This window comes from Geobacillus proteiniphilus (assembly GCF_001908025.1).
In the GTDB taxonomy this organism is placed as follows: domain Bacteria; phylum Bacillota; class Bacilli; order Bacillales; family Anoxybacillaceae; genus Geobacillus; species Geobacillus proteiniphilus.
Genome location: NZ_MQMG01000003.1, coordinates 21,944 through 43,767 on the forward strand (window position 1 = coordinate 21,944; position 21,824 = coordinate 43,767).

The window sequence follows — 21,824 nt, forward strand, 5'->3', positions numbered from 1 at the left end:
CATGACCATTTTATACCTTTCGTTCTCTTGATGCAAGAGAAAGGTGGATGAGGAAAGATACCGATTCATCCCCCACTTGCGCTCACGCATGGAAGTGAGGATTTTCTCGGCTCCAGATGTAAAAAAGACCGCCATTCGGCGGTCTTTTTTGGCATCTTACCGATAGGGGCCATACGAGATTGGAAAGCCAGGCGCATACGGGGTTCCTCCGCCATAATATGGAGGCAGCGGCGCAGCGGGATAGCCATAGCCATACGGCATCACCGGGGCATACAGCTGCGGCGCCATCGGTGGATAGTACAGCGGCGCATACGGATGTGCGCCAGGAACGAAACCTGGTGTCGCACCAGCAGCCATTCCAGACAGCGTGCCAGGAACGGCCACGGGAGCCGTGCTGCCAGCCGGGGGAACGTTTTCTGCATACGGGGCCGTCATGCCATACGGAATAGCGGCGTCATCAGGCGTCATCGGCGGCGTGTTTTCTTTCCCACCCATCGGCCAAACGGAAGCATGGGCCATATTCGGCCCGGCTCCTAAACCGAGCGGCGGCGCCGGCAGCATCATATCGGAGCTGTCCGGACTGTCTGGACTGTCAAGATGGACCGGACTGACAAGCGGCGCTGGCGGCGCAACCGGTGGACACCAATAGCCATAAGGCGCTGCCGGCGGATAATACGCCATCGGCATCACTTGAGTCGGCGTCGCTTCATTTGGTGTCGTTGCCGATAGCGGAGCCATCGGCGGCACGTTATTCTCCATCCACCCGGCTTCATTGTCATGGCCGGAAGAGGTTGAAAACGGACCATTCATATACGGATCCCAATGATTCATTGTTCTCTCCCTTTCTTGCTTATATTCTCGGGGCGCGTACCCACCCATATTGTATGTCAGAACAAGCAAAGGGTGTTTGCCCGGCCAAAATATAGGTATTTAACCCAACAGTCGTCTGTGATACGATAAATAACGGTGACGATGCCGAATCAACGCTTGGGGGGACATGCGATGGATGAAGCACTGGCGGCCAAGCAAATCGATGAATTGCGCAACGGAATCATCTCCGAACTGTTGGTGAAAAAAGAGGACTTCCCTGTTTTTCGTGCCGTGCTCGTCAAACAGCCCGACTTCAAACGATTTCGCGGCATCGCCCAGCGCGGCGGCCACGTTATTTACCACTATATGGATGCTCCACGCAGCTAAAAGCTCCTGTTCCCATGGCTTCACACCCGGCTTTCCGTCCTGGAAGCCGGGTGTTTTTGCTCGCGGAGAATTTTCCATCCCTCTCTATGAAACTAGTCATTTCAATGCCTCGCGCGTTTTTTCCATCATTTCGATAATGACTCATCGCGTGATCCTTGTTACTCTAGTAGCGAGTTTGCAAGACAAAAGGAGGGATGTGGATGAAACAAGCAAAAGCATGGGTGACGGCTATGTTGTGCGGCATATTTTTCTTTGCCGGCCATGCCGATGCGGCGATGATCCACACCGTCAAGCGCGGCGATACGCTTTGGAAAATCGCGAAACAATACGGTGTGCCGCTGAAACAACTGCAGCAGACAAACCGCAAAGGCGATTGGCTATATCCTGGTGAAAAACTCGTCATCCCTGATGCCGGCATCACGGCGGCGGAGAAAGATTTGCTCGCTCGCCTCGTCCATGCCGAGGCGAAAGGGGAACCGTACGCCGGGAAAGTGGCCGTGGCAACGGTCGTGCTCAACCGCGTCGACCATCCGGATTTTCCGGATACGATCCGCGCTGTCATTTATGAGCGCTCTGGCGGCCATTATGCATTCACGCCGGTCGCAAACGGATCGATCAACGAACCGGCCGACCGTGAATCATACCGCGCCGTTGAAGAAGCACTTGCTTTTCGCGGTTTAGGAAACGGCTCGCTCTATTTCTATAATCCGAAAACGGCGAAAAGCAAATGGCTGCGCTCGCGTCCAGTGACCGTCGTCATCGGCAACCACGTCTTCGCCAAGTAAAAGAAGGATAGGCTGCCTTAAAAGACCGTTTTCTCCTAAGCGAGGCGCCATATATGGTCTTTTGAGCATATTGGATGCATATATGCACCCATAAGGAAGGTGCCCAAACTCTTTTTCAGGGCACCTTTTTTAAATATTTAGGAAATAAATCTCTTTACTTGCGCATAAAAATAAGGCACACTAGTAAAAAAGCGCCTAATCCCCGCCGACCGGGGAGCGGCGACGGAATCAGGCAAGCCTCGATTCCCGCGGCCGTTCGCTTGAGCGGTCCGTCCATCATTTTGATTAAAGGAGAATGATGATGATCAAAAAAGCGAAAGTCGGAGATATTATCGAATTTAAAAATGGGCTGCGCGGCATTGTGGAGAAGGTGAATGAAAACTCCGTCATCGTGGATTTAACGTATATGGAAAACTACCGTGAACTCGATTTGCAAGAACGGACAGTCGTCAATCATAAAAACTATAAGATCATCGAATAAAAAAGAGGCTGCCAAGAGCCTCTTTTTTGTTTACGAAATGCGGGCGAGTTCATCACATTCATAGATATGGACGCCGCTCGTTGCTGACGCCGCCCGGTAAAACATCGCCAAAGCAAGCTGATGGGCGTCAACCGGCTTATACTTTTTCCATTTGCCGACGAACAAAAACGGAAGACGGCATAACAACCACCCGCCTAACGCTTCGCCAAGGCGGAACTCCCGGCGCTTGCCGACAAGCAGCGACGGGCGAAAAATATGGAGCGACGGAATGGAAAGCCGCTGCAACGCCTCTTCCGTCTCTCCTTTGACTCGCTGGTAAAAAAACGGCGAGCACGGGTTGGCGCCGACCGAAGAGACGGTCAAAAAGCTTTTCGCACGGCACTTTTCCGCCAGCGCCGCCGCGCGCAGCGTATATTCATAATCGACTTGAATGAACTGCTGCTTTGTTTTCGCCTTTTTGCGCGTCGTCCCAAGGCAGCAAAACACATCGTCCACATAAAAATATCGTTCGTACGATTCAAGCCGCGCAAAATCGACGACGACTTGCTGCAGCTTTTCATGTTCCACCGGCAGCGGAGTGCGGACGAAAATCGTCACACAGCGGTACAAATCCGACTGCAGCAACAGCTTCAGCAACTCTCCGCCGACCAAACCGCTCGCTCCAAGCAAAAGAGCTGTTCTTCGCTCCAACGCCAAAACCTCCAAGGCAAACATTCATTGTTCATTATATAGGAGTTGGAGCGAAAAAACTACCTCTTTTTTTATCTCTAGCGGTTGTCGACTTTTTCTGGATACAAGTCATGATTGAGCAGCCGGTATTCCGCCATTTTTTCGTATTTCGTCCCCGGGCGCCCCCAGTTGCAGTACGGATCGATGGAAATGCCGCCGCGCGGGGTGAATTTGCCCCACACTTCGATATAGCGCGGTTCCATGACTTTAATCAAATCGTTCATAATGATGTTGACGCAGTCTTCGTGAAAGTCGCCATGATTGCGGAAGCTGAACAAATACAGCTTCAACGATTTGCTTTCGACGCATTTTTTGTCCGGGATGTAGCTGATGTAAATCGTTGCGAAGTCCGGTTGTCCGGTTTTTGGACACAACGTCGTAAACTCCGGACAATTGAACTTCACGAAATAATCCCGGTCAGGATGTTTGTTGTCAAACACTTCAAGCAGATTGGGATTGTACGTAAACGAATACGTTGTCCCTTGATTGCCAAGCAGCGTCAAGTCTTTCAATTCTTCCTCTTTTCTTCCTGCCATTCGTTCATTCCTCCCTCATTATTCATTGCCGGGCGAATCGCCGCACCCCGCTTTACACGCCGCGCTTGTTTCCCCAAAGAAACGTGTGCAGCTGCGGCAGGATGTGGACGTCTGCCAGCTCCTCCGAATCGGCGGCTTGTTCCACCAGCCATTCCAACCGACTGAAAAGCTTCGCACGGAGTGCATCCACATCCGAATCGGCCACATCGGCGTTTCCTGCCTGCAAATAAAACGGAACACTTGGGTAGCGGCAGTGCACCTCTTTCGCATACGCCAAATCGGCGTCATCAAAGACGACGACTTTCAAGCTGATGCGCCGCACTCGGCTTTGGTCAGCCTGCAACCGTTCAATGATTTGATCGAGCGCCGCCCAGTCGGTGTCCATCCCCGAGCTTGGCGGCTTCGGGGAAAGAGTGACGTCGTCAATGTCAAGCAGCCAATCCTGCCAACGGCTCCCTTGCGTTTCAACCGCGACCCGCATCCCTTTTTCATGAAGAAGCGCGATGAGCTCCCCAAGAGCCGCAATCAGAAGCGGGTTGCCGCCTGAAATCGTCACGTGGCGGAAGCGGCGGCCGCCAATGGCTTCAAGCCGCCGCCAAATTTCGTCTGCCGTCAGCTGCTCGATCTCGTCTTTTGCTGATCCGTCCCACGTAAACGCCGAATCGCACCAGCGGCAGCGGTAGTCGCAGCCGGCTGTGCGGACGAACATCGTCTTTTGGCCGATCACCATTCCCTCTCCTTGGATGGTCGGACCAAAAATCTCCAACACCGGAATCGTGCGCGCCATTACCGCTCCCCCGCTTTCGGACGGTAGACGACATAACTTGTCGGCGTTTCGCGGACAAACACTTGCAAACATTTCGGCTTGTGCGGCAGCGTATCCAAATAGCGCTGAATCGTTTCATAAATCGTGCGCGCCACCACTTCCGACGTCGGAAACCGATTCGGGTCATGACCGTCAAACCAATCGCTATGGTCGTTGAGCAGCGTATGGTCCAGCTTGCGATGAACGAGCTGTTTTAACGTTTGAAAATTGACTAAAAAACCGCTCTCATCGAGCTCATCGCCGGCGACCGTCACATTGACGATGTACGTGTGGCCGTGCACGTTTGCGCAACTCCCGGCCGCTTCGTGCGGGATGAAATGGGCGGCGGCGATGTGCATATCTTTGTTCAACTCATAGCGATAGTTATGCATAACTTGCGGATACAACTGATGCATCATCGCACCTTGTCCCCCGCCTTCTCCCGCAAATACTCGTCAAGTCCGCGCTTTCGCAACACGCACGCCGGGCATTCGCCGCAGCCGTCGGCGATGATGCCGTTATAGCACGTCAGCGTCTTCGTGCGAATGAACTCGAGCGCCCCGAGCTCATCAGCGAGCTTCCACGTCTCCGCTTTCGTCAGCCACATGAGCGGCGTATGAATGACAAATTCGTAATCCATCGCTAAATTCAGCGTGACGTTCAATGATTTGATAAACACATCGCGGCAGTCCGGATAGCCGCTGAAATCTGTTTCGCACACTCCAGTCACAATATGGCGCGCGCCCCGCTGTTTGGCGAACACGGCAGCGAATGATAAAAACAATAAATTGCGTCCGTCCACAAACGTCGTCGGCAGCTCGCCTTTCTTTTGTTCAATGGCAACGTCGCGCCGCGTCAAGGCGTTCGGCGCCAACTGCCCGAGAAGCGACAAATCAAGCACTGTATGGCGGACGCCAAGCTCGTCAGCGATCGCTTGAGCGACGTCAATTTCCCGGCGATGGCGCTGGCCGTAGTCAAACGTCACCGCTTCCACTTCACCAAACTGTTTTTTCGCCCAAAACAAACACGTCGTGCTGTCTTGGCCGCCGCTAAAGACGACGACCGCCTTTTCTTCATTCATCTTCATCATGATCAACCTCCTTCTGAATCAGCAGAAGAAGAGGTTTCCAAAACAAAAAAGGCCATACCCCTAGGATACAGCCGTCCCTAGTTTTTTATAGAGGGTTTTGCTAGAAACCTCTCCCGTACAAGCGTACGGAATTGTGATTCTTCTGTTTTCTTTATTTACTATACCATACTTATGGCTTTTGTTGTAGCGCCTTTTTCACTTTTTCCGCCATCCATACGTACACATACAGGAGCGGAACATACACCGCGACAAGATAAAACCCTGCCTTCGCTGTCCATTGCGTCAACTGCTCAATGTCTGTCTTCTCTTGGAAAAACAGCGTCCCGACAAACAAGCAAGCGAGCAACACTGGAAGCGAACGGCGTTGCTGAACGGCAAACAGCTGTTTCACAACCCGCGTCGCCGCCCAAACCGAGAGCGTGATGATCGGAACCACGACAAGCACATAAATCGAGATGACGATGTATTCCATCCGCTCGATAAACGGCACTTCTGGAATTTTGGCCAGCGTCAGCGTCGGCCATGTAATATGCTGGATTTGCTCTTTGTTATAAAACACGACGGAAATGAGGATCAAAACAAAATAAATGAACATCGTAAACGCGTTGGCCGCATGCGCCCACTTTTGCGAGGACGGAGCATTTTTTAAAAACGGGTAATACATAAGCAGCATTTCAAACCCTAAATATTGCAGCACCATCTCTTTCGATGCTTTTGCCAATTGCCCAAACGAATGGTCGAACACCGGCAATAAGTTCCGGTATTGAGCATACTCAAGCGGAAAGAAAACCATCGGAAAAATCGTCAACAGCGGAATCACCACCCCCCAAACGCATAAGCCGACAACGACGCGAAACCCGCCGGAGACGGCATAATACGTCAGCAGCAAAAACACGAGGCTGAACTGCCACACCCCAATCAACGGGAACACCCATACTTTAATGATTTCAATGTATGATTGAAGCACCATAAACGCCGCCAACGCGTAGTAAAAAAGAAGTCCAAGGCTCAGCACCCCGCCGATCCACCGCCCGAAGTACTGTTCATGAAGCGACACGAGGTCTCCGCCTGATGGAGAATGCGACAGCAGCCGATACATCAGCCAAATCAACACGTGCGCCGCCAGCCCGGCCATTAAGACTGCCATCCAGGCATCCTGCCCCGCCTCTTTCATCAGAGGACGCTGAAAATTGAGTGCCCCGACCCCAACTTGCGTAGCGTGAATGACAAAAAACACAAGAAACGGGGAGATGAGAAACCGTTCCTGAATGGCCTGCTTCATCCTAATCCCTCCTCATGTTCCCCGTCTTATTCGCCAATGCCTGTATGGACGATATCCACCGTGACGTGCGGGCGGATGTCTAGATCCGGGTATTCGCGGTAAAACGCGTCGGAATCCCAATGTCTTGTCACGCTGCGAACAAAATCGCCAATGCCGAGCGGGTCAATCCGTTTTTTCTGAAAATAGTGGAATAACCGGCGCATATTATGCTCCAATTCGTTTTGCATCTTTTTCTTCACATCAGCAAACAAATCACCTCCCGGCTGATCGAGCCATGACGGGTAATCCCTCACCGACGCATGGATATGGACGAACACGTCAAGCACATGGCGTCTTCCATCACGCTTCCATTCATATTTCGGCTTCGCCCATAAGTTTTGCAGCATCACCCGATCCTCCCCCTGTTTTCCGCGATTCCCAACCTTCAGCTGGTAGACGCCGTTTTTCGTTTCCCCGAGCAAAATTTTCATTAAAAACGAATCACGCAAACTTACATGCCCGACATATTGGTCATCGCGAAACAACGCGACCCCTTCAAGCTTGACGAAATCTCCTTTTTTCTCAAAATACGGCAAAAAAGGGTCGCTCCCCGGGGAAAAATAGCGATACAAAAACAAGTGCAAATTCGTTTTCGGCAAGTTCATCGACTGCTCGTTCTGCTCCACAAGATTCGGCAAATACAACGTATCGCTCAGCGTCGTTTTCGCCGTGATTTTCAGCAGCTCCTTAGCGCTTTCTTCCGCCACGCCAAGCAGCAAATGGCTGCCGACTTTGTTGTTGCGCGCGAGGCTGTGCGTAATTTGCGTCACCCCCCGCCGAGCAAACTCCTTGCCGAACAAAATAAGGCGCAGCTGCCCTTCCTCAATCGGCAGCGCTGATTTCGATGACAGGCGCGGAATCAAGTCGTAGATCGTCGGCGACGTCGTCGTCAGCATATTCGGCTTTGTCATCGGCCCTTGCTTGAACGTCGGGTACACCGCAGTGCCCGTGTAGCGGCCGTTCTCGAAATCATACCCCATCTGTTGAATAATTTGAATTTCGTCAATCGGCCGCGAACTGACGCAGCCGCCAAGCAACAGCAACGCACCGACCCATGCGAGCCCACGCCTCATCATGATCCCCCTTACTCATCAATATCGCGTTTTTGCTTCGCCGCATTCGGATCGTAACGAAACCGCGACCGCGGACGAAGAAACATCGGCCGCTCCGCCGTTTCACTGTATGGCGAACGAATGAATGTATCGCGGAAGCTGCGAACACGAAATGGATAAAACGGCAGCAAATACGGATAACCAAACGACTGCAGCCGCCCTAAATGAATGAGCAGTCCACAGACAGCAAAGATGATGCCGATCCCGCCCCAGAAAGCGGCAAACAAAATAAACGGGAACCGGATAAACCGGATCGTGTTGGACATTTTGAAAATCGGCGTTGTAAACGAAGCGAGCGCCGCCAACGCGACGACAATCAACAAAATCGTACTCGTCAGCCCGGCATCAACGGTTGCTTGCCCGATGACAATCCCACCGACAATTCCGAGCGTTTGCGCGACTTTCGTCGGCAGCCGCGCCCCGGCCTCGCGCAACAGCTCAATCGTAATTTCCAAAAACAGCACCTCGAGCATCGGCGGAAATGGCACGTTCGAGCGTGAATAAATGATCGGTCCAAGCAAGTCTTCGGGAATCATTTCATAATGATACGTCAGCACCGCCACATAAATCGGCGACGCCAACACCGAAAACGCAACGCCGAAAAACCGGATGAGCCGGAAAAACGTACCGAGCACCCATGGCAAATAATAGTCTTCCGGCGACGTAAAAAAATCGAAGAGAGCGGCGGGGCCAATCACGGCATACGGGGAGCCGTCGCAAAAAATGGCCACCTGCCCCGACACAAGCGCATAAATGGCCCGGTCGATCCGCTCGGTCGAGATAAAAAGAGGAAACGGTGTCCGCGAATTGTCCGCGAGCAGCTGATCCAAAATAGCGTTGTCAAACACGAGGTCAAAATGAATGGACTCAAGCCGCTGCGTCACCGTTTGAATGACTTCCGGATTAGCGACACCGTCGATGTAGGCGATGACCACTTTCGTTTTCGACATCGAACCGATCGACATTTCCCGAAACACAAGATTTGGCGTCACCACTTGCCGGCGGATGAGATGCAAGTTGACGCCGACATTTTCCACAAATCCGACTTTGGGCCCAACGACGCTGAATTCGTTTTCCGAATCATTGTTTTCCCGAAGCCCCAAATTTTCAGCCGCGGCGCCCATGAGCGCCGCTTTGTTCGGTTGCTCGCGGAAGGTGACCGCGACAAACCCTTTCAGCACCTTCTCTTCAATCAGTGCCGTGTCTTCACTCACCTCAATGCGCTGAATCGGCACGATTTGCTGCAAGTCTTCCAATCGGACGTTCGGATGCTGGGGAATGTCGTTTTGCAAATGGCAAAAAATCCGCTCTTGCAGCACTTGCGGATCAACGAGCGAATCGAAATAGTAAATCGACAGCTCCTTGCCTCCGACAACAAACGACACTTCGACAAAATCGCTCGATTGCCGAAGCTTTTCCCAAAGTTGCGAAAGATTCCTCTGTGCGGGGCGCTTTTTCTTTTTCTTCCAAAACGAGAACCAACCCACGATGATCCCCTCGCCTTTCCGTTTACGGCATAGTCTTCCAATCATCCAACATTTTTATGCATCCCCCTTCTTCCCTATTGATTCGACAAAATATTCTATATATTATTGAGGATAGACAAAAACGAAAAAAGGAGAATCGTCTATGAGCGAATTGACGAAACGGCGCCGGGCGAAACGGGCGTTGAAAAAAGCGACGGAGACTGCGGAAGCGCTGCGGCGGTCAATCGACCGAACGCGCCCGCTTGAGGAGCAGCTCGACCGCATCCGCGCCTTGTTGGATGAACGGCTTGGCCATGATGAATATTTTGTTCTTGTCGATGAAAACGGATACGGACTCGTCCATACGAACCGCCTCCGTGAAGGGCGGGTGTTTGCCGACCCGGTCGGGCTCGCCGCTGCCCGCACGAACGAGCCGCTGTTGCAAGTGTACGAACGTGATACAGGCGAAGTGTTGATTGACGCCAGCTGCCCGCTTTGGACGGAGCCGGGCGGAAGGCGGATCAATTTGCGGATGGGGCGGCTCATGCATCGTCCGTATTTGCAATGGGTGTTAGCAAGCATCGCCATCGCGCCCGCAGCCGTCGGACTGGCCGCTTCCGCTGCCGGGGCGCCGCCCGTTTTTGCCGCGCTGTTCGCCGCTGCGGTTGGGCTTGGGCTTGGCGCCGCCTGGCATCGGGCCATTGCCGCCCAGCTTCGCCATTGGTACAGCGTCGCCCGCACCGTCTCCTCCGGCCAACTGCAGGCGGAAGTGAAAACGACGAAAAAACGGGATGAATTTCATCAAATCGCTTACGAAATCAACAAAATGATTCTCGGCATCCGCACGATCATCGCCGAGCTCGGCAAAGCGGCCAAAACAGTGCATGATGTCAGCCATGAACAGCAGATGGAAATGCGCCGCCTTTCTGAATCGTTTGACGAAATTGCCGCCGCTGTCGAAACGTTCCGCGAAGGAGCGAAACAACAAACGGCCGCCGTAGAGCAAGCGGATGACGTCATCCAGCAGATGGTGGAACGCGTGCAGTTCATGCGGGCCGCCGTTGAACGCGTCGTACGGCAGGCGGGCGACGCCTGGTCGTCAGCGGCCGAAGGCATCCGCCTCATTGAGGAAACGAAAACAAACATGGACGCGATGCAACGCGGCATCGGCGAAACGACCGCCCTCATCGACAAAGCAGCCAATGAAGCAGCGCGCGTTCATGAGATGATCGCCGCCATTCGCACGATCGCCAAGCAAACGAACTTGCTCGCCTTGAACGCTTCGATTGAAGCGGCGCGGGCCGGTGAAGCGGGCCGCGGCTTTTCGATCGTCGCCCAAGAAGTCCGGAAGCTCGCTGAAGATACAAACGCCTTCGCCGCTGAAATTTTCGCTTCGCTCGACGCCATGACGAACGCGCTCAAAGAAGCCGTGCATGCGATGCAAGGAAGCGGCCGCCACGTCGAAAAAACGAAAGACTCTCTTTGGAAAACAGGGGAGACGTTCACATCGTTTCAAGGCATGTTCGCCCAACTGAACGACTTGCTTCAGCAAAACGAAGCGTATGTTAACGCCATCACCGCCGACGGCGAGCAGCTCGGCGGACTGATGGGAGACGTACGCACCGTCGCCGCCGATTTTTCAAACATGGTGCAAGAAACAGCGACTGGGCTTGAGCAACAAACGCTCGCCCTTCACCAACTAGCGCGGGAAGCAGACACGTTGGCTGCGGCAGCGCGCGATTTAGAAAAAATGATCGCCCGCTTCCACTCATAACGAAACGAAACCCTTTCGTCCCCCTTCACCAAAAAAACTTTGGGGAACGAAAGGGCTCATTTACCGGCGCGGCAGCTGCCGGCGCCAAAGAAGCCACAACAGCACAAGACTCATATAACCAAACAGCGGATAGATGAATGACAGCAGCTCCCCGTAATGAAACGGGCTGACCGCCGCAAACAGCAAAACGAGCAGCACGCCCAGCCATTTCCCGCGAAACGGCACCCAAACGCGCACTTGACGTGCGAGCCCAAACATGCCGCCGATGACCGATGTAAAAATTTCTCCGTAAATGACGACGACATAAAGCCAATACAACACAGTAAAAAACGTATGAACGACTTCTGCCATTGGAATATCATAATCGTCCTTGTGTGGAAACGACAGCAGCACCATATGGTTCAACAGCAGCAAAACCGTCAGCACCATTCCACCTAACATCGCCCCGCGCCTCACCGCTCGCTCATCGGTCGCTTCACGGGCGATGGGGACAAGCACCGCTTGGGCCATCGCCAAGTTAAACGCCGTATAGGAAAACGGCGACAACATCGCCTTGAGGGAATAGTCCGCCGCGGCCATGTCCAGGCGGCACAAGTCGCCAGCCATCATCGTTTTGATAAAAGCGATGGAGCTAAACAACACCATCATCGGCGCGACAAACACGTTGACGCCAAACAGCCCTTTGCGGTCAAACAACATGACAAGAAGCGCCAAAACGAGCGTCAGCGCGATGCCCGCCTGCCGCGGCCAGCCGAGCTGCTCTTCAAACACCGCGCCCGCCCCAGCGATCATCACCGCCGTCACCCCCGCGATCATTGCCGTCATCACGAGCGTCACAAACGGACTCAACATTCTTCCGAACAAATAGCGATTCAATTCATCATATGACGCGGCTCCAATGCGGCGCGCCATCACCATCAGGCGCGCGCCGCCCCATGTGAACAAAACGCCGCTGACCGCCACCCCGATCGTCCCAGCCATTCCGTAGCGGGTAAAAAATTCAATAATTTCCCTGCCAGTCGCAAATCCCGCTCCAATCACCGTGCCGACGTAGACAGCGGCGATTTGCCAAGCCTCCGACCATTCCGTTTTCTTCTTCACTGCCTGCCCTCTCCTTCTCCTTGTCCACTGCTTTACTTCCATATATATGTCCGCAGCGGACAAGAAAGACGAATAGAAAAAAAAGGATGCCTTCCTCGGCATCCTTCATTACTGAACAGTCACTTGTTCGACTTGATGTTCGTGCAATTGATCTGCTTCCACATGCACTTTCACCGAATACGTTCCTTTGTTGGCAAACGTGGCAACGGCCTCGTATTCGCCGTTTCCTTTTTCATCCGCATCAACAAATTCATGCTTGTTGTTGGCCTGCCAAATCTCAAAGCGAACAGTGGCGTTCGTAAACGGCTTCCCGTCTTTGGTGAGATGGACGGTCAATGCCGCCGGTTTCCCGGCTTCGAACGAACGGGATGACAGCGAAATGGCGACGGCGCCATGATGGTGTTCTTCAGCACTGCCTTGGGAATTTTCGCCCGCACCGTCGGCCGTTGCCGCCTGTTCCGGGTTGCCAGCGACAATATCTTTTTTCGGCATGTTATGCATATCGCGCGCTGTCACATGGGCAACGACCGAATACGTTCCCGCTTGGGTAAACGTTTTTTCCACCGAGTAGCGGCCATCGCCGTCATGCTTTGCTTCAATCATTTCCCGCTCGCTGCTTCCATGCTTCCATACTTCAAACTTTACTTCGCTCGCATCGTCCACTTTTTCACCGCCATACGTCACGACACAGGAGAGCTTGGTCGGCTTGTTCAAATCGATGTGATCCGGAACATCCATTTTCACTTCAAGCACGGCCGGCGTCTCGGCTTGCTTGTTGTTGTTTGTGCAAGCGGCCATGATCATCATCCCAAAAAGCATAGTAGTTAATGCTAAACCAAAATGTCTTCTCATCTTCACCTTTCTCCTTTTTCCTTAAAATTCATTATAAACGTAGTTCAGCCGCCCCGTTGTCAGCACCGAAGGCAGGCCTTTTCCGCCTCTTTTTCTGTTTTTCACTTTATCATAGCTTTGCCGCACCTACATTAGTATTCACCATTTTTTCAAAAACATTTCATCGTTATCACAATTTTTTTGTAAAAAACACTTGAAAGTCAAAAAAGGTCAAAGTATAATAAAGTCAGAAGATCAAAGAAAGTCAAAGTCAAATCCAAATAACGGAAAAAGGGGGTATACCTCATGCGTTGCCAAGCATGCCAACAACGTGAAGCAACGGTGTTTGTCAACTTGCAATGGAACGGTGAAAAACAACAACTTCATCTGTGCCATGAATGCTATGAAAAACAAAAACAACAATTGTCGATTCCGATGATGAACTTCGGCTTTTCGCCGTTTTCCTTTGATGACTTCTTTACTAGCCCGTTCACAGCCGCCAACGCGGGGATGAGCTCGCCAGAAACGATGGCGAAACGCCCGCAAAGCCATAGCGGCGGATTTTTGGATCAGTTTGGCCGCAACTTGACGCAAATGGCCAAAGCGGGCTTGATCGATCCGGTCATCGGCCGCGACAAAGAAATCGCACGCGTCATGGAAATTTTAAACCGCCGCAACAAAAACAACCCGGTGTTGATTGGGGAGCCGGGCGTCGGGAAAACGGCCATCGTTGAAGGGCTTGCGCTGAAAATTGCCGAAGGGCAAGTGCCAGAAAAACTGTTAAACAAGGAAGTGTACTTGCTTGATGTCGCTTCGCTTGTTGCCAACACCGGCATCCGCGGCCAGTTTGAAGAGCGGATGAAACGGCTCATCGCCGAACTGCAAGAGCGGAAAAACATCATTTTGTTCATTGACGAAATCCATCTGCTCGTCGGCGCTGGCGCCGCTGAAGGCTCCATGGACGCTGGCAACATTTTAAAACCGGCGCTTGCCCGGGGCGAACTGCAAGTCGTCGGGGCGACGACACTCAAAGAATACCGGCAAATTGAAAAAGACGCGGCTCTTGAGCGCCGCTTCCAACCGGTCATCGTCCACGAGCCGACCGTTGAGGAAGCGATCGCCATCTTAAAAGGCATTCAGCCAAAATACGAACAATTCCATCATGTCCGCTATACGGACGAAGCGATCGAAGCATGCGTGAAATTGTCGCACCGCTACATTCAAGACCGCTTCCTCCCGGACAAGGCGATCGACTTGCTTGACGAGGCCGGCTCGAAAGCGAACTTGCGCCTCGGCCCGACCGATGAAAAGCAACTGCAAGAGCGATTGATCCAAATCGCGAAAGAAAAAGAACAAGCGGCGAAAGAGGAAAACTATGAACTGGCGGCGAAACTGCGCGCTGAAGAGCTGAAGCTTGAGAAACAACTCGAGCAAGGCGTCACCCAAGAACGCCCTGTCGTGGATGCCGCCGACATCGAGCAAATCATTGCCGAGAAAACCGGTATCCCGGTCGGCAAACTGCAAGCCGATGAAAAAGAAAAAATGAAACATCTCGAAGAAAACTTGGCGAAAAAAGTAATCGGCCAAGCGGAAGCGGTGAAAAAAGTCGCCAAGGCGATCCGCCGCAGCCGCGCCGGCTTGAAAGCGAAACACCGCCCGATCGGTTCGTTCTTGTTTGTCGGCCCGACCGGCGTCGGGAAAACGGAGCTCGCCAAAACGCTCGCTGAGGAGCTGTTTGGCACAAAAGACGCCATGATTCGCCTCGATATGAGCGAATACATGGAGAAACATTCGGTCTCGAAGCTGATCGGTTCGCCGCCGGGCTATGTCGGCTTTGAAGAAGCCGGCCAGCTGACAGAAAAAGTGCGCCGCAATCCGTACAGCATCATCTTGCTCGACGAGATTGAAAAAGCGCACCCGGATGTACAGCACATCTTCCTGCAAATTTTGGAAGACGGCCGCTTAACCGACAGCCAAGGCCGCACCGTCAGCTTCAAAGACACCGTCATCATCGCGACAAGCAACGCCGGTGTGACCGACAAAAAAATCACCGTCGGCTTTGAAAAAGAGGGCAACGGACAAACAAGCGTCCTTGACTCGTTGAGCGCCTACTTCAAGCCGGAGTTCTTGAACCGCTTCGACGCCATCATCGAGTTCAAGCCGCTCGAAAAAGCGCACTTGCTCGAAATTGTCGATTTGATGCTCGCCGACGTCAAAGCGGCGATGCGCGAACAAGGTATTGAACTCGAAGTGACGGAAGCGGCGAAAGAAAAACTGGCCGAACTCGGCTACCATCCAGCCTTTGGCGCCCGTCCGCTCCGCCGCGTCATCCAAGAGCATGTCGAAGACAACATCGCCGATTGCCTGCTTGACGCAAGCAGTCCCGTGCGCGCAATCCGCATCGACGTTGAAGGAGACGCCATTGTGGCGAAAATCGAATCATAACTTACAACAGAGGATCCGCCGAACATCAATTTTGCTTTCGGCGGATCTTTCTTTCCAATGGACCGTTTATCAAACCGATTTTTCACCTCGATTCAGTCAAGCACACTTTTAGTGAAGGGGTGAATATTTTATAAAATAATTTTTTTGGAAATATTATTGACACTTACTTTTTTTTTGCTAAAAATAAGTTATAAATTCTAAATATTAGGAGGGATTGTGATGTTCAAAAGAAAGATGATTCAAACCATTAGTCCGATTCTTTTGGCTGGATTGCTTTCTCTTACCCCATTTAATAAGACAGAAGCAGAAATCAATCCAACCTATATCCCTTATGATGGATATGAATACGTTCACAGCACAGATACAAGAGGGCTGACCATTTATTGGGCTCATACCCATGTAAACAACAAATCTACTACTGACACTGTTTCCCACACAGTCAAGAGAGAAGCGTATGCAACCGCTACTGTTTCTTCGTCGTCCACATTTAACGAGATGGTCCTGGAAGTAGGAATTAGTACGGAAGTAAGTTTAGGAGCGCGGGTGGAAAAAACAACAACTGTTACTTGGACGATCCCTCCTTATTCCACCTATACCCTTCGATATGGAAGCCGTTGGGTGAAAGCGACCGGTAAAGAAAATTACTACAGCAGAGGAACTCTCATCAGCTCGAAAACCGTCAGCGGACAATGGACATATGAGGGATATTCCGACAGCATTAAACAAAACTAAACACTCATGAATGGTGATTTTATGAGCAAAAAATTTTTCCATCCCCTTTTCATCTGCTTTCTCTTGCTGGCGGCGTGCGAACGCGGACACGACCCCGCCCCTGTTGCGCCGCATCCGGTGGAGAAAGCGAAGCAGGAACATGAAAAAGCGGAGACGGAACAAAAGCCGTTATCGTTGGAACAGAAATTTCTCCCTCCGCATTTTCTAGTCAATCAATTTATTGCAAAGGCGACAAGTCGATCGATCGAGCTGACGATTCATTACACCATCTCGGAACAGCTGTACCGTTTGCTTGAACAGTATCGAGATTACTATTTCGTCATTCAATATCCAGAGGAACTCTCGCGTCTGACCCATGTTGACCGTTCCAACGCTGTCAAAGGCCCTTTGCCGGCAAACGGACAGTTATCATATACCATCACCATTTCTTCCACTTGGACAAATGATATACCAAAAGATTTGATCAATCGAATCAATCATGGAGACTTGCGGTACAATCTTCTCATTTTGGACAAAGAACGGTTCCCCGTGCATATTTTCAATGATGTTCAATGGTACCAATCGTTCGACCCAAACAAAGGATCCAGCGTCATTTCGGAAGACGGTGGTGCAAGAAAATGACGGCCGTTCGGTCAAACGTTTTCATCGACCGCACGTCCGTTTCTTGAGGTCAGACTCTTTCGCACGAATAAAGGATTTTCGCTGTAAAAAGGGGCGGTCGCCATCGCCTCTTTTTCTTTTTCCGTCTTTTCTCCAGGAACGAAAAAATTTTGCTATAATGAAGAAAAACGCAAGGGGGCATCGCGATTGCCAAACGAAATGGAGACGATCATCATTCAGACGCTCCGCCCGGCTCTTCACCCGTTCGTCATCTACCTGTTCGGTTCAGCCGCCCGTGGGACGCTGCGCCCAGACAGCGATGTCGACATCGCCTTTGTCAGCGACGGCGAACCGCATGATCCGTATGAGCTGTTTCGGCTCGCCGGGGAGTTGGCTGACAAGTTAGGGCGCGATGTCGATCTTGTCGATTTGCGCCAAGCCAGCACCGTGTTTCAAGCGCAAGTCGTCTCAAGCGCAAAGGTGATCGATTGTGGCGACGAACGGAAACGAATGGAGTTTGAAATGAAAACGTTGAAAATGTATGCAAAGCTGAATGAAGAGAGGGAGCCGGTGTTAAAACGAATTGCGGAAAGTGGGTCGGTGTATGAAAAATGATGTGATTTTGAATAAGATCAGCATCATTGAACGATGCCTAAAACGAATTGACGAGGAATATGACCACGACCCAAAAATTTACAGATTCACGAACGAGAAAGCCCACGCTCTTTAGGCGTGGGATGAAAGTGAGCCGTTTTCTTCATATGGAAATGGTATCCTGTCATTGTTGCAAGGAGGTGAATCCATGCCAACCATCACACTAAAGCTGGAATTGCACAACCCAACGAAAGTCAAACAGGACATGTATGAACGGATGACAGAAGTGAATACCGCGTTTGCCAATTGGCTGTTGAATCATCCCGAACTGAATCAAGCAACGAGCAAAATTTTTAAGGAGTTTTCGCCGCAGCGGTTTCCTTCTGCCGTCGTGAATCAGACGATTCGAGAAGTGAAGTCCCAAAAGAAAAACCAGAAAACAAAGAAGTTTCGAACATTCTGGTGTTGCTTTAACAATCAAAACGTGAAGGTGGAAAAGAAAGGAGCGTTCTACACGGTTTCCTTCCCCACACTGGAGAAGCGAATTGGCGTGCCGGTCGTCACGCGCTCCTATCAAGAAGCATGGCTGAACCGGCTGATCAATGGAACCGCCAAACAAGGGGCCGCCAAGCTGTACAAAAAGAGAAAAAAATGGTATTTAGCGATCGCGATCACCTTTGAAGTCAAGCCGCGTCACGAAACAAAGGTGATGGGGGTTGACCTTGGGCTTCGCTATATCGCCGTGGCCAGCGTGGGAACGAAATCGTTGTTTTTCAAAGGGAACCAATGCGCCTTTGTGCGCCGACGATATGCGGCTTTGCGGCGCAAATGGCAAAAAGCCAAGAAACTTCGCGCGGTGCGAAAAATCGGAAACAAAGAATCCCGTTGGATGAAGGATGTCAACCACAAAATTAGCCGTCAAATTGTCCATTTTGCGCTCGCCAACGGTGTTGGCGTGATTCGGATGGAAGAGTTGACAGGGATTCGCAAGCGGGCAGCATCGGCCAAAGAAACGGGGCGAAGTCTTCATGCTTGGGCGTTTCATCAACTGCAAACGATGATTGCCTATAAAGCCGAAATGGCAGGCATTCGGGTGGAGTGGGTGAAGCCGACCTACACGAGCCAAACGTGTAAATGCGGACATCGAGAGAAAGCGAACCGGAACGGCATCCGCTTTCAGTGTAAAACATGCGGATACACCATCCACGCCGACTTGAATGGCGCGATCAACATCGCCAAAGCGATTTCGGGCTTCGCCTCCTAACCTAGCGCACTGGTCACAGGTGCGCCGCCCATGGGGGTACATCGTAACCCGATGGGACGGGGTGATGACACACCCCTAAACTTGGGCGTGGCCCGAACCAGAAATGGAGGAGGGCGCCAACGACCCAAGAATCCCACGGCTTTAGCCGTGTGGAGTGTCAAAAAATTATACAAAGCAAGACTCGATCATTCTCAATTTACAGCGGGCGTGCGAGGCCTGCATCGATTTGGCCATGCATATCGTGGCCGAGCAGAAATTCGGACTGCCGCAGCATAGCCGCGATGCGTTCTCCCTTCTTGAAGAACACGGCGTGATCTCTTCCGCTGTAAGCAAAAAGATGAAGGCGATGGTCGGATTCCGCAACATCGCCGTTCACGACTACCAACAACTGAACCTTGGCATCTTGCAAGCCATCGTCGAACACCATCTTGATGATTTCAAACAATTTACGAAAGCCATCCTCGATTATGCCAAGAAAAACAGCTAGGCCGGCTTCCGCGCGGAAGCCGGCCGTTTAGCGCCGCAGACCGTTCATCAACACGTGAATCGTCCGCTCCATCTCCGCCTCATCGTCCCAATTGTGGTCAGGCAAAAGGAGAAAACGAGCGGCCAAAAAGCCGGCGAGCGATGTGATCGTCAAGCGGATGACCGAATCAACCGGCAGCTCGGCCAACTCACCTTTTTCTTGAAAATGGCGGACAATGCGGGCGAATTTTGGATACACGTGCTCGGTAAACACGCGTTGAAAGCACTGTTTAATCTCGGAATGAAAGGCAACCTCCTGCCAAAGCACGCGAATCGCCGGCAAATACGTTTTCACAAAGGTGTAGCGGTTGGCGAGCACCGCGCGCAAAAACTGTTCGTACGTCTCATATTCGTTGTCAAACACTTCACGGACAAACTCTTTCGCCAAAAACGGGGCGACGGAATGAAACAACGTCGGCGTGACGATGGCCAGCAATAAATCTTTTTTCGTCTTATAGTGGCGGAAGATCGTGCCTTCCGCCACCCCAGCCTTTTTGGCGATTTCACTCGTCGACGTCGCCGCATAGCCTTTCTCGGCGAACATTTCAACGGCAGCTTCCAAAATTTTTAGCTGCTTTTCGCTGAACTGCCCTTCCTTGCCGCCGATTTGCAACAATTCCTGAATCCATGAATGCTCGCTCATGACTCTACTCCTTACAGCTTGCGGTATTTTTTCAATGCTACTACATTTAATAGCATAAACAGCAACGTAAAGCCAAGCAGCACGTACACATCCACGGCGATGGCGCCAAAGCCCTCTCCCCGCACCATAATATCGCGCAGCGCATCCGCCCCGTAGGTGAGCGGCATGATGACGCTTAAGGAACGAAGCCATTGTTCCATCGTGTCGAGATTGAACAAACCCGAGAAAAACACTTGCGGCACGATGACAAGCGGGATAAACTGCACCATTTGCAGCTCGTTGTTGGCGAACGCCGACAGCAGCATCCCAAGCGCCAGCGCTGTCATCGCCAGCAAAAACGTAATGAGCAGCACATACCAAAACGAACCTTCCATCATCATGTCCAACACATCAATGGCAAACCATGAAATTAAGCTCGCTTGAATCGTGGTAAACAATCCGAACCCGATCATGTAGCCAACGCCCATTTCCCAGCGCCTGAGCGGCGTCGCCATCAGCCGCTCGAGCGTCCCGTTCGTCCGCTCGCGCAAAAATGACACTCCAGCAATCAAAAAGACAAAAAAGAAGACGAAAAAGCCGATCAGCACGGGGCCGAAATAATCAAATGACGCCATGTCGCTTGATCCGTGCCAATACGTTGTTTTCAGCTGAAACGGGGGCTTGGGCGCCATGGACTGAAACGCCTTTTGCACCGCGGCCATCACCGCCTGATTGGCCGTCGGGTCGCTTCCTTCCAGCGTAAGGTGCGGAGCGCTTCCGCTCATGTCAAGCCACGCGTCAATGTCTTGATCGTCCAGCTGCTTTCGCGCTTGTTTTGCTGACAGCTCTTTCACGTTCGCTCCTGCTTCTTTCAACTTGTCAACAACCACCTCAGGCACGTGTTCGCTGACGGCAATGGCTGGTTTGTATTCTTCGCCATTAAACACCAAATCCATTAACAACAAGACGAACATCGGCGCGACAATCATGAGCGCCAGCGTGCGCTTGTCGCGGAAAAACTGGCGGATGATGCGGACGACAATGGCCAACACTCTCATCGACGGACACCTCCAAACGTCAAAAACGCTTGCTCAATCGTTTCCGCGCCTGCTTCCTGTTTCAATTCATCCGGGCGGCCGACGGCGATCAGACGGCCTTCGCGAATCATGCCAAGCCGCCCGCACTTTTCCGCTTCATCCATCACATGGGTCGTGACGACAATGGTTGTGCCGCGCTGGCGAATCCGCTCAAGCTCCGCCCAAATCGATTGGCGCAGCACCGGATCGATGCCGACCGTCGGCTCATCCAAAATAAGCACGTCCGGTTCATGAAGCAAGGCGATCGCCAGCGACAACCGACGCTTCATCCCTCCTGAATATTGGTGCACCGGCTTTTTTCGATCATTCGTTAAGTTGACAAGCGCCAACATGTCATCGATCCGCTCTTTTTGTTTTTTCCCTCGCAACCCGTAGATGGAAGCAAAAAATTGCATGTTCTCCAGCGCGGTCAATTCTCCGTACAGGGCATCCGACTGGGCCATAAAGCCGATCCGCTTCATGGCGCCAAGATTGGGCATATTCACGCCGAGCACGCGAATCGTCCCTTCACTCGCTTGATCAATGCCGGCGATCATGCGCACCAACGTCGTTTTTCCTGCACCCGACGGGCCGAGCAGACCGAAAATTTCTCCCGCGCGGACATCCAACGACACATCGTGGATGACCACTTTTTTTCCAAACGCTTGGAGACACGCTCGACTTGAATACATGGATTGGCGGTCATTGCTTTTCTCCCCTTTGCATAGTAGTGAGTAA

24 protein-coding genes are annotated in these 21,824 nt (G+C 52.0%); 10 read left to right on the top strand and 14 right to left on the bottom strand.

Annotation, left to right across the window (positions count from 1 at the left end):
* Window positions 1–156: 156 nt before the first annotated feature.
* Entirely contained in the window at window positions 157–831 is a 675-nt protein-coding gene (locus tag BRO54_RS01920) for a hypothetical protein (RefSeq protein ID WP_014195302.1), read from the bottom strand.
* Between the two features lie 171 nt (window positions 832–1,002).
* Here BRO54_RS01920 and BRO54_RS01925 point away from each other — a divergent pair, with 171 nt between their 5' ends.
* The 3 genes from BRO54_RS01925 (at window position 1,003) to BRO54_RS01935 (ending at window position 2,463) form a co-directional block, all read left to right on the top strand.
* Complete coding sequence (locus tag BRO54_RS01925; RefSeq protein ID WP_011230483.1) at window positions 1,003–1,197, top strand: hypothetical protein; 195 nt, start codon at window positions 1,003–1,005, stop codon at window positions 1,195–1,197.
* Between the two features lie 200 nt (window positions 1,198–1,397).
* A complete protein-coding gene (locus tag BRO54_RS01930; protein ID WP_014195301.1) occupies window positions 1,398–1,982 on the top strand; it encodes a cell wall hydrolase in 585 nt (194 codons plus the stop codon).
* 301 nt (window positions 1,983–2,283) lie between these two features.
* Window positions 2,284–2,463, top strand: coding sequence for a YkvS family protein (locus tag BRO54_RS01935; RefSeq protein WP_013145942.1), 180 nt, complete (start codon window positions 2,284–2,286; stop codon window positions 2,461–2,463).
* A gap of 30 nt (window positions 2,464–2,493) precedes the next feature.
* Here BRO54_RS01935 and BRO54_RS01940 read toward each other — a convergent pair whose 3' ends face one another.
* The 8 genes from BRO54_RS01940 to BRO54_RS01975 all read right to left on the bottom strand — a co-directional run bounded on the left by BRO54_RS01940 (window position 2,494) and on the right by BRO54_RS01975 (window position 9,543).
* Window positions 2,494–3,177: an NAD-dependent epimerase/dehydratase family protein gene (locus BRO54_RS01940; RefSeq protein WP_014195299.1), complete on the bottom strand. Its 684-nt coding sequence runs from the start codon at window positions 3,175–3,177 to the stop codon at window positions 2,494–2,496.
* 53 nt (window positions 3,178–3,230) lie between these two features.
* Window positions 3,231–3,728: a preQ(1) synthase gene (gene queF / locus BRO54_RS01945; RefSeq protein ID WP_011230479.1), complete on the bottom strand. Its 498-nt coding sequence runs from the start codon at window positions 3,726–3,728 to the stop codon at window positions 3,231–3,233.
* A 52-nt stretch (window positions 3,729–3,780) separates the two neighbouring features.
* On the bottom strand, window positions 3,781–4,515 hold the full coding sequence (queE, locus tag BRO54_RS01950; protein ID WP_074042959.1) for a 7-carboxy-7-deazaguanine synthase QueE: 735 nt from the start codon (window positions 4,513–4,515) through the stop codon (window positions 3,781–3,783).
* A complete protein-coding gene (queD, locus tag BRO54_RS01955; protein ID WP_074042960.1) occupies window positions 4,515–4,952 on the bottom strand; it encodes a 6-carboxytetrahydropterin synthase QueD in 438 nt (145 codons plus the stop codon). Before queD ends, queE begins: the two co-directional genes overlap by 1 nt.
* The gene (gene queC, locus BRO54_RS01960) at window positions 4,949–5,614 is read right to left on the bottom strand and encodes a 7-cyano-7-deazaguanine synthase QueC (RefSeq protein WP_193408801.1); all 666 of its coding nucleotides are present in this window, start codon (window positions 5,612–5,614) and stop codon (window positions 4,949–4,951) included. The genes queD and queC overlap by 4 nt, the downstream gene beginning before the upstream one ends.
* A gap of 178 nt (window positions 5,615–5,792) precedes the next feature.
* Window positions 5,793–6,905, bottom strand: a complete 1,113-nt coding sequence (locus BRO54_RS01965; protein WP_068895720.1) for a GerAB/ArcD/ProY family transporter — start codon at window positions 6,903–6,905, stop codon at window positions 5,793–5,795.
* A 26-nt stretch (window positions 6,906–6,931) separates the two neighbouring features.
* A complete protein-coding gene (locus tag BRO54_RS01970) occupies window positions 6,932–8,017 on the bottom strand; it encodes a Ger(x)C family spore germination protein (RefSeq protein ID WP_011230474.1) in 1,086 nt (361 codons plus the stop codon).
* 11 nt (window positions 8,018–8,028) lie between these two features.
* Window positions 8,029–9,543, bottom strand: a complete 1,515-nt coding sequence (locus tag BRO54_RS01975) for a spore germination protein (protein ID WP_011230473.1) — start codon at window positions 9,541–9,543, stop codon at window positions 8,029–8,031.
* A gap of 142 nt (window positions 9,544–9,685) precedes the next feature.
* Between BRO54_RS01975 and BRO54_RS01980 the strand changes: the two genes are divergently transcribed.
* On the top strand, window positions 9,686–11,296 hold the full coding sequence (locus BRO54_RS01980; RefSeq protein WP_074042961.1) for a methyl-accepting chemotaxis protein: 1,611 nt from the start codon (window positions 9,686–9,688) through the stop codon (window positions 11,294–11,296).
* Between the two features lie 60 nt (window positions 11,297–11,356).
* Here BRO54_RS01980 and BRO54_RS01985 read toward each other — a convergent pair whose 3' ends face one another.
* Window positions 11,357–12,397 (bottom strand): YkvI family membrane protein, encoded by a 1,041-nt coding sequence (locus BRO54_RS01985; RefSeq protein WP_079935819.1) that lies wholly within the window; start codon window positions 12,395–12,397, stop codon window positions 11,357–11,359.
* A gap of 108 nt (window positions 12,398–12,505) precedes the next feature.
* Window positions 12,506–13,249 carry a FixH family protein gene (locus tag BRO54_RS01990; RefSeq protein WP_074042962.1) on the bottom strand — a complete coding sequence of 248 codons (744 nt, stop codon included), beginning with the start codon at window positions 13,247–13,249 and terminating at the stop codon, window positions 12,506–12,508.
* A 285-nt stretch (window positions 13,250–13,534) separates the two neighbouring features.
* Between BRO54_RS01990 and BRO54_RS01995 the strand changes: the two genes are divergently transcribed.
* The 6 genes from BRO54_RS01995 to hepT all read left to right on the top strand — a co-directional run bounded on the left by BRO54_RS01995 (window position 13,535) and on the right by hepT (window position 19,350).
* A complete protein-coding gene (locus BRO54_RS01995; RefSeq protein WP_074042963.1) occupies window positions 13,535–15,673 on the top strand; it encodes an ATP-dependent Clp protease ATP-binding subunit in 2,139 nt (712 codons plus the stop codon).
* A 219-nt stretch (window positions 15,674–15,892) separates the two neighbouring features.
* The gene (locus BRO54_RS02000) at window positions 15,893–16,405 is read left to right on the top strand and encodes a hypothetical protein (RefSeq protein WP_074042964.1); all 513 of its coding nucleotides are present in this window, start codon (window positions 15,893–15,895) and stop codon (window positions 16,403–16,405) included.
* 21 nt (window positions 16,406–16,426) lie between these two features.
* Entirely contained in the window at window positions 16,427–17,026 is a 600-nt protein-coding gene (locus tag BRO54_RS02005) for a hypothetical protein (RefSeq protein WP_033005529.1), read from the top strand.
* A gap of 186 nt (window positions 17,027–17,212) precedes the next feature.
* Complete coding sequence (mntA, locus tag BRO54_RS02010) at window positions 17,213–17,620, top strand: type VII toxin-antitoxin system MntA family adenylyltransferase antitoxin (protein ID WP_011230466.1); 408 nt, start codon at window positions 17,213–17,215, stop codon at window positions 17,618–17,620.
* Between the two features lie 187 nt (window positions 17,621–17,807).
* Window positions 17,808–18,863 carry an RNA-guided endonuclease TnpB family protein gene (locus BRO54_RS02015; protein ID WP_074042965.1) on the top strand — a complete coding sequence of 352 codons (1,056 nt, stop codon included), beginning with the start codon at window positions 17,808–17,810 and terminating at the stop codon, window positions 18,861–18,863.
* Window positions 18,864–19,017: 154 nt separating this feature from the next.
* Window positions 19,018–19,350: a type VII toxin-antitoxin system HepT family RNase toxin gene (hepT, locus tag BRO54_RS02020; protein WP_074042966.1), complete on the top strand. Its 333-nt coding sequence runs from the start codon at window positions 19,018–19,020 to the stop codon at window positions 19,348–19,350.
* 27 nt (window positions 19,351–19,377) lie between these two features.
* Here hepT and BRO54_RS02025 read toward each other — a convergent pair whose 3' ends face one another.
* Genes BRO54_RS02025 through BRO54_RS02035 form a run of 3 tightly spaced genes read right to left on the bottom strand, consistent with a single transcriptional unit; the run spans window position 19,378 to window position 21,778 of the window.
* Complete coding sequence (locus BRO54_RS02025) at window positions 19,378–20,031, bottom strand: TetR/AcrR family transcriptional regulator (protein WP_033015860.1); 654 nt, start codon at window positions 20,029–20,031, stop codon at window positions 19,378–19,380.
* An 11-nt stretch (window positions 20,032–20,042) separates the two neighbouring features.
* Complete coding sequence (locus BRO54_RS02030; protein WP_074042967.1) at window positions 20,043–21,068, bottom strand: ABC transporter permease; 1,026 nt, start codon at window positions 21,066–21,068, stop codon at window positions 20,043–20,045.
* Entirely contained in the window at window positions 21,065–21,778 is a 714-nt protein-coding gene (locus tag BRO54_RS02035) for an ABC transporter ATP-binding protein (protein WP_139268032.1), read from the bottom strand. The genes BRO54_RS02030 and BRO54_RS02035 overlap by 4 nt, the downstream gene beginning before the upstream one ends.
* Window positions 21,779–21,824: the final 46 nt, after the last annotated feature.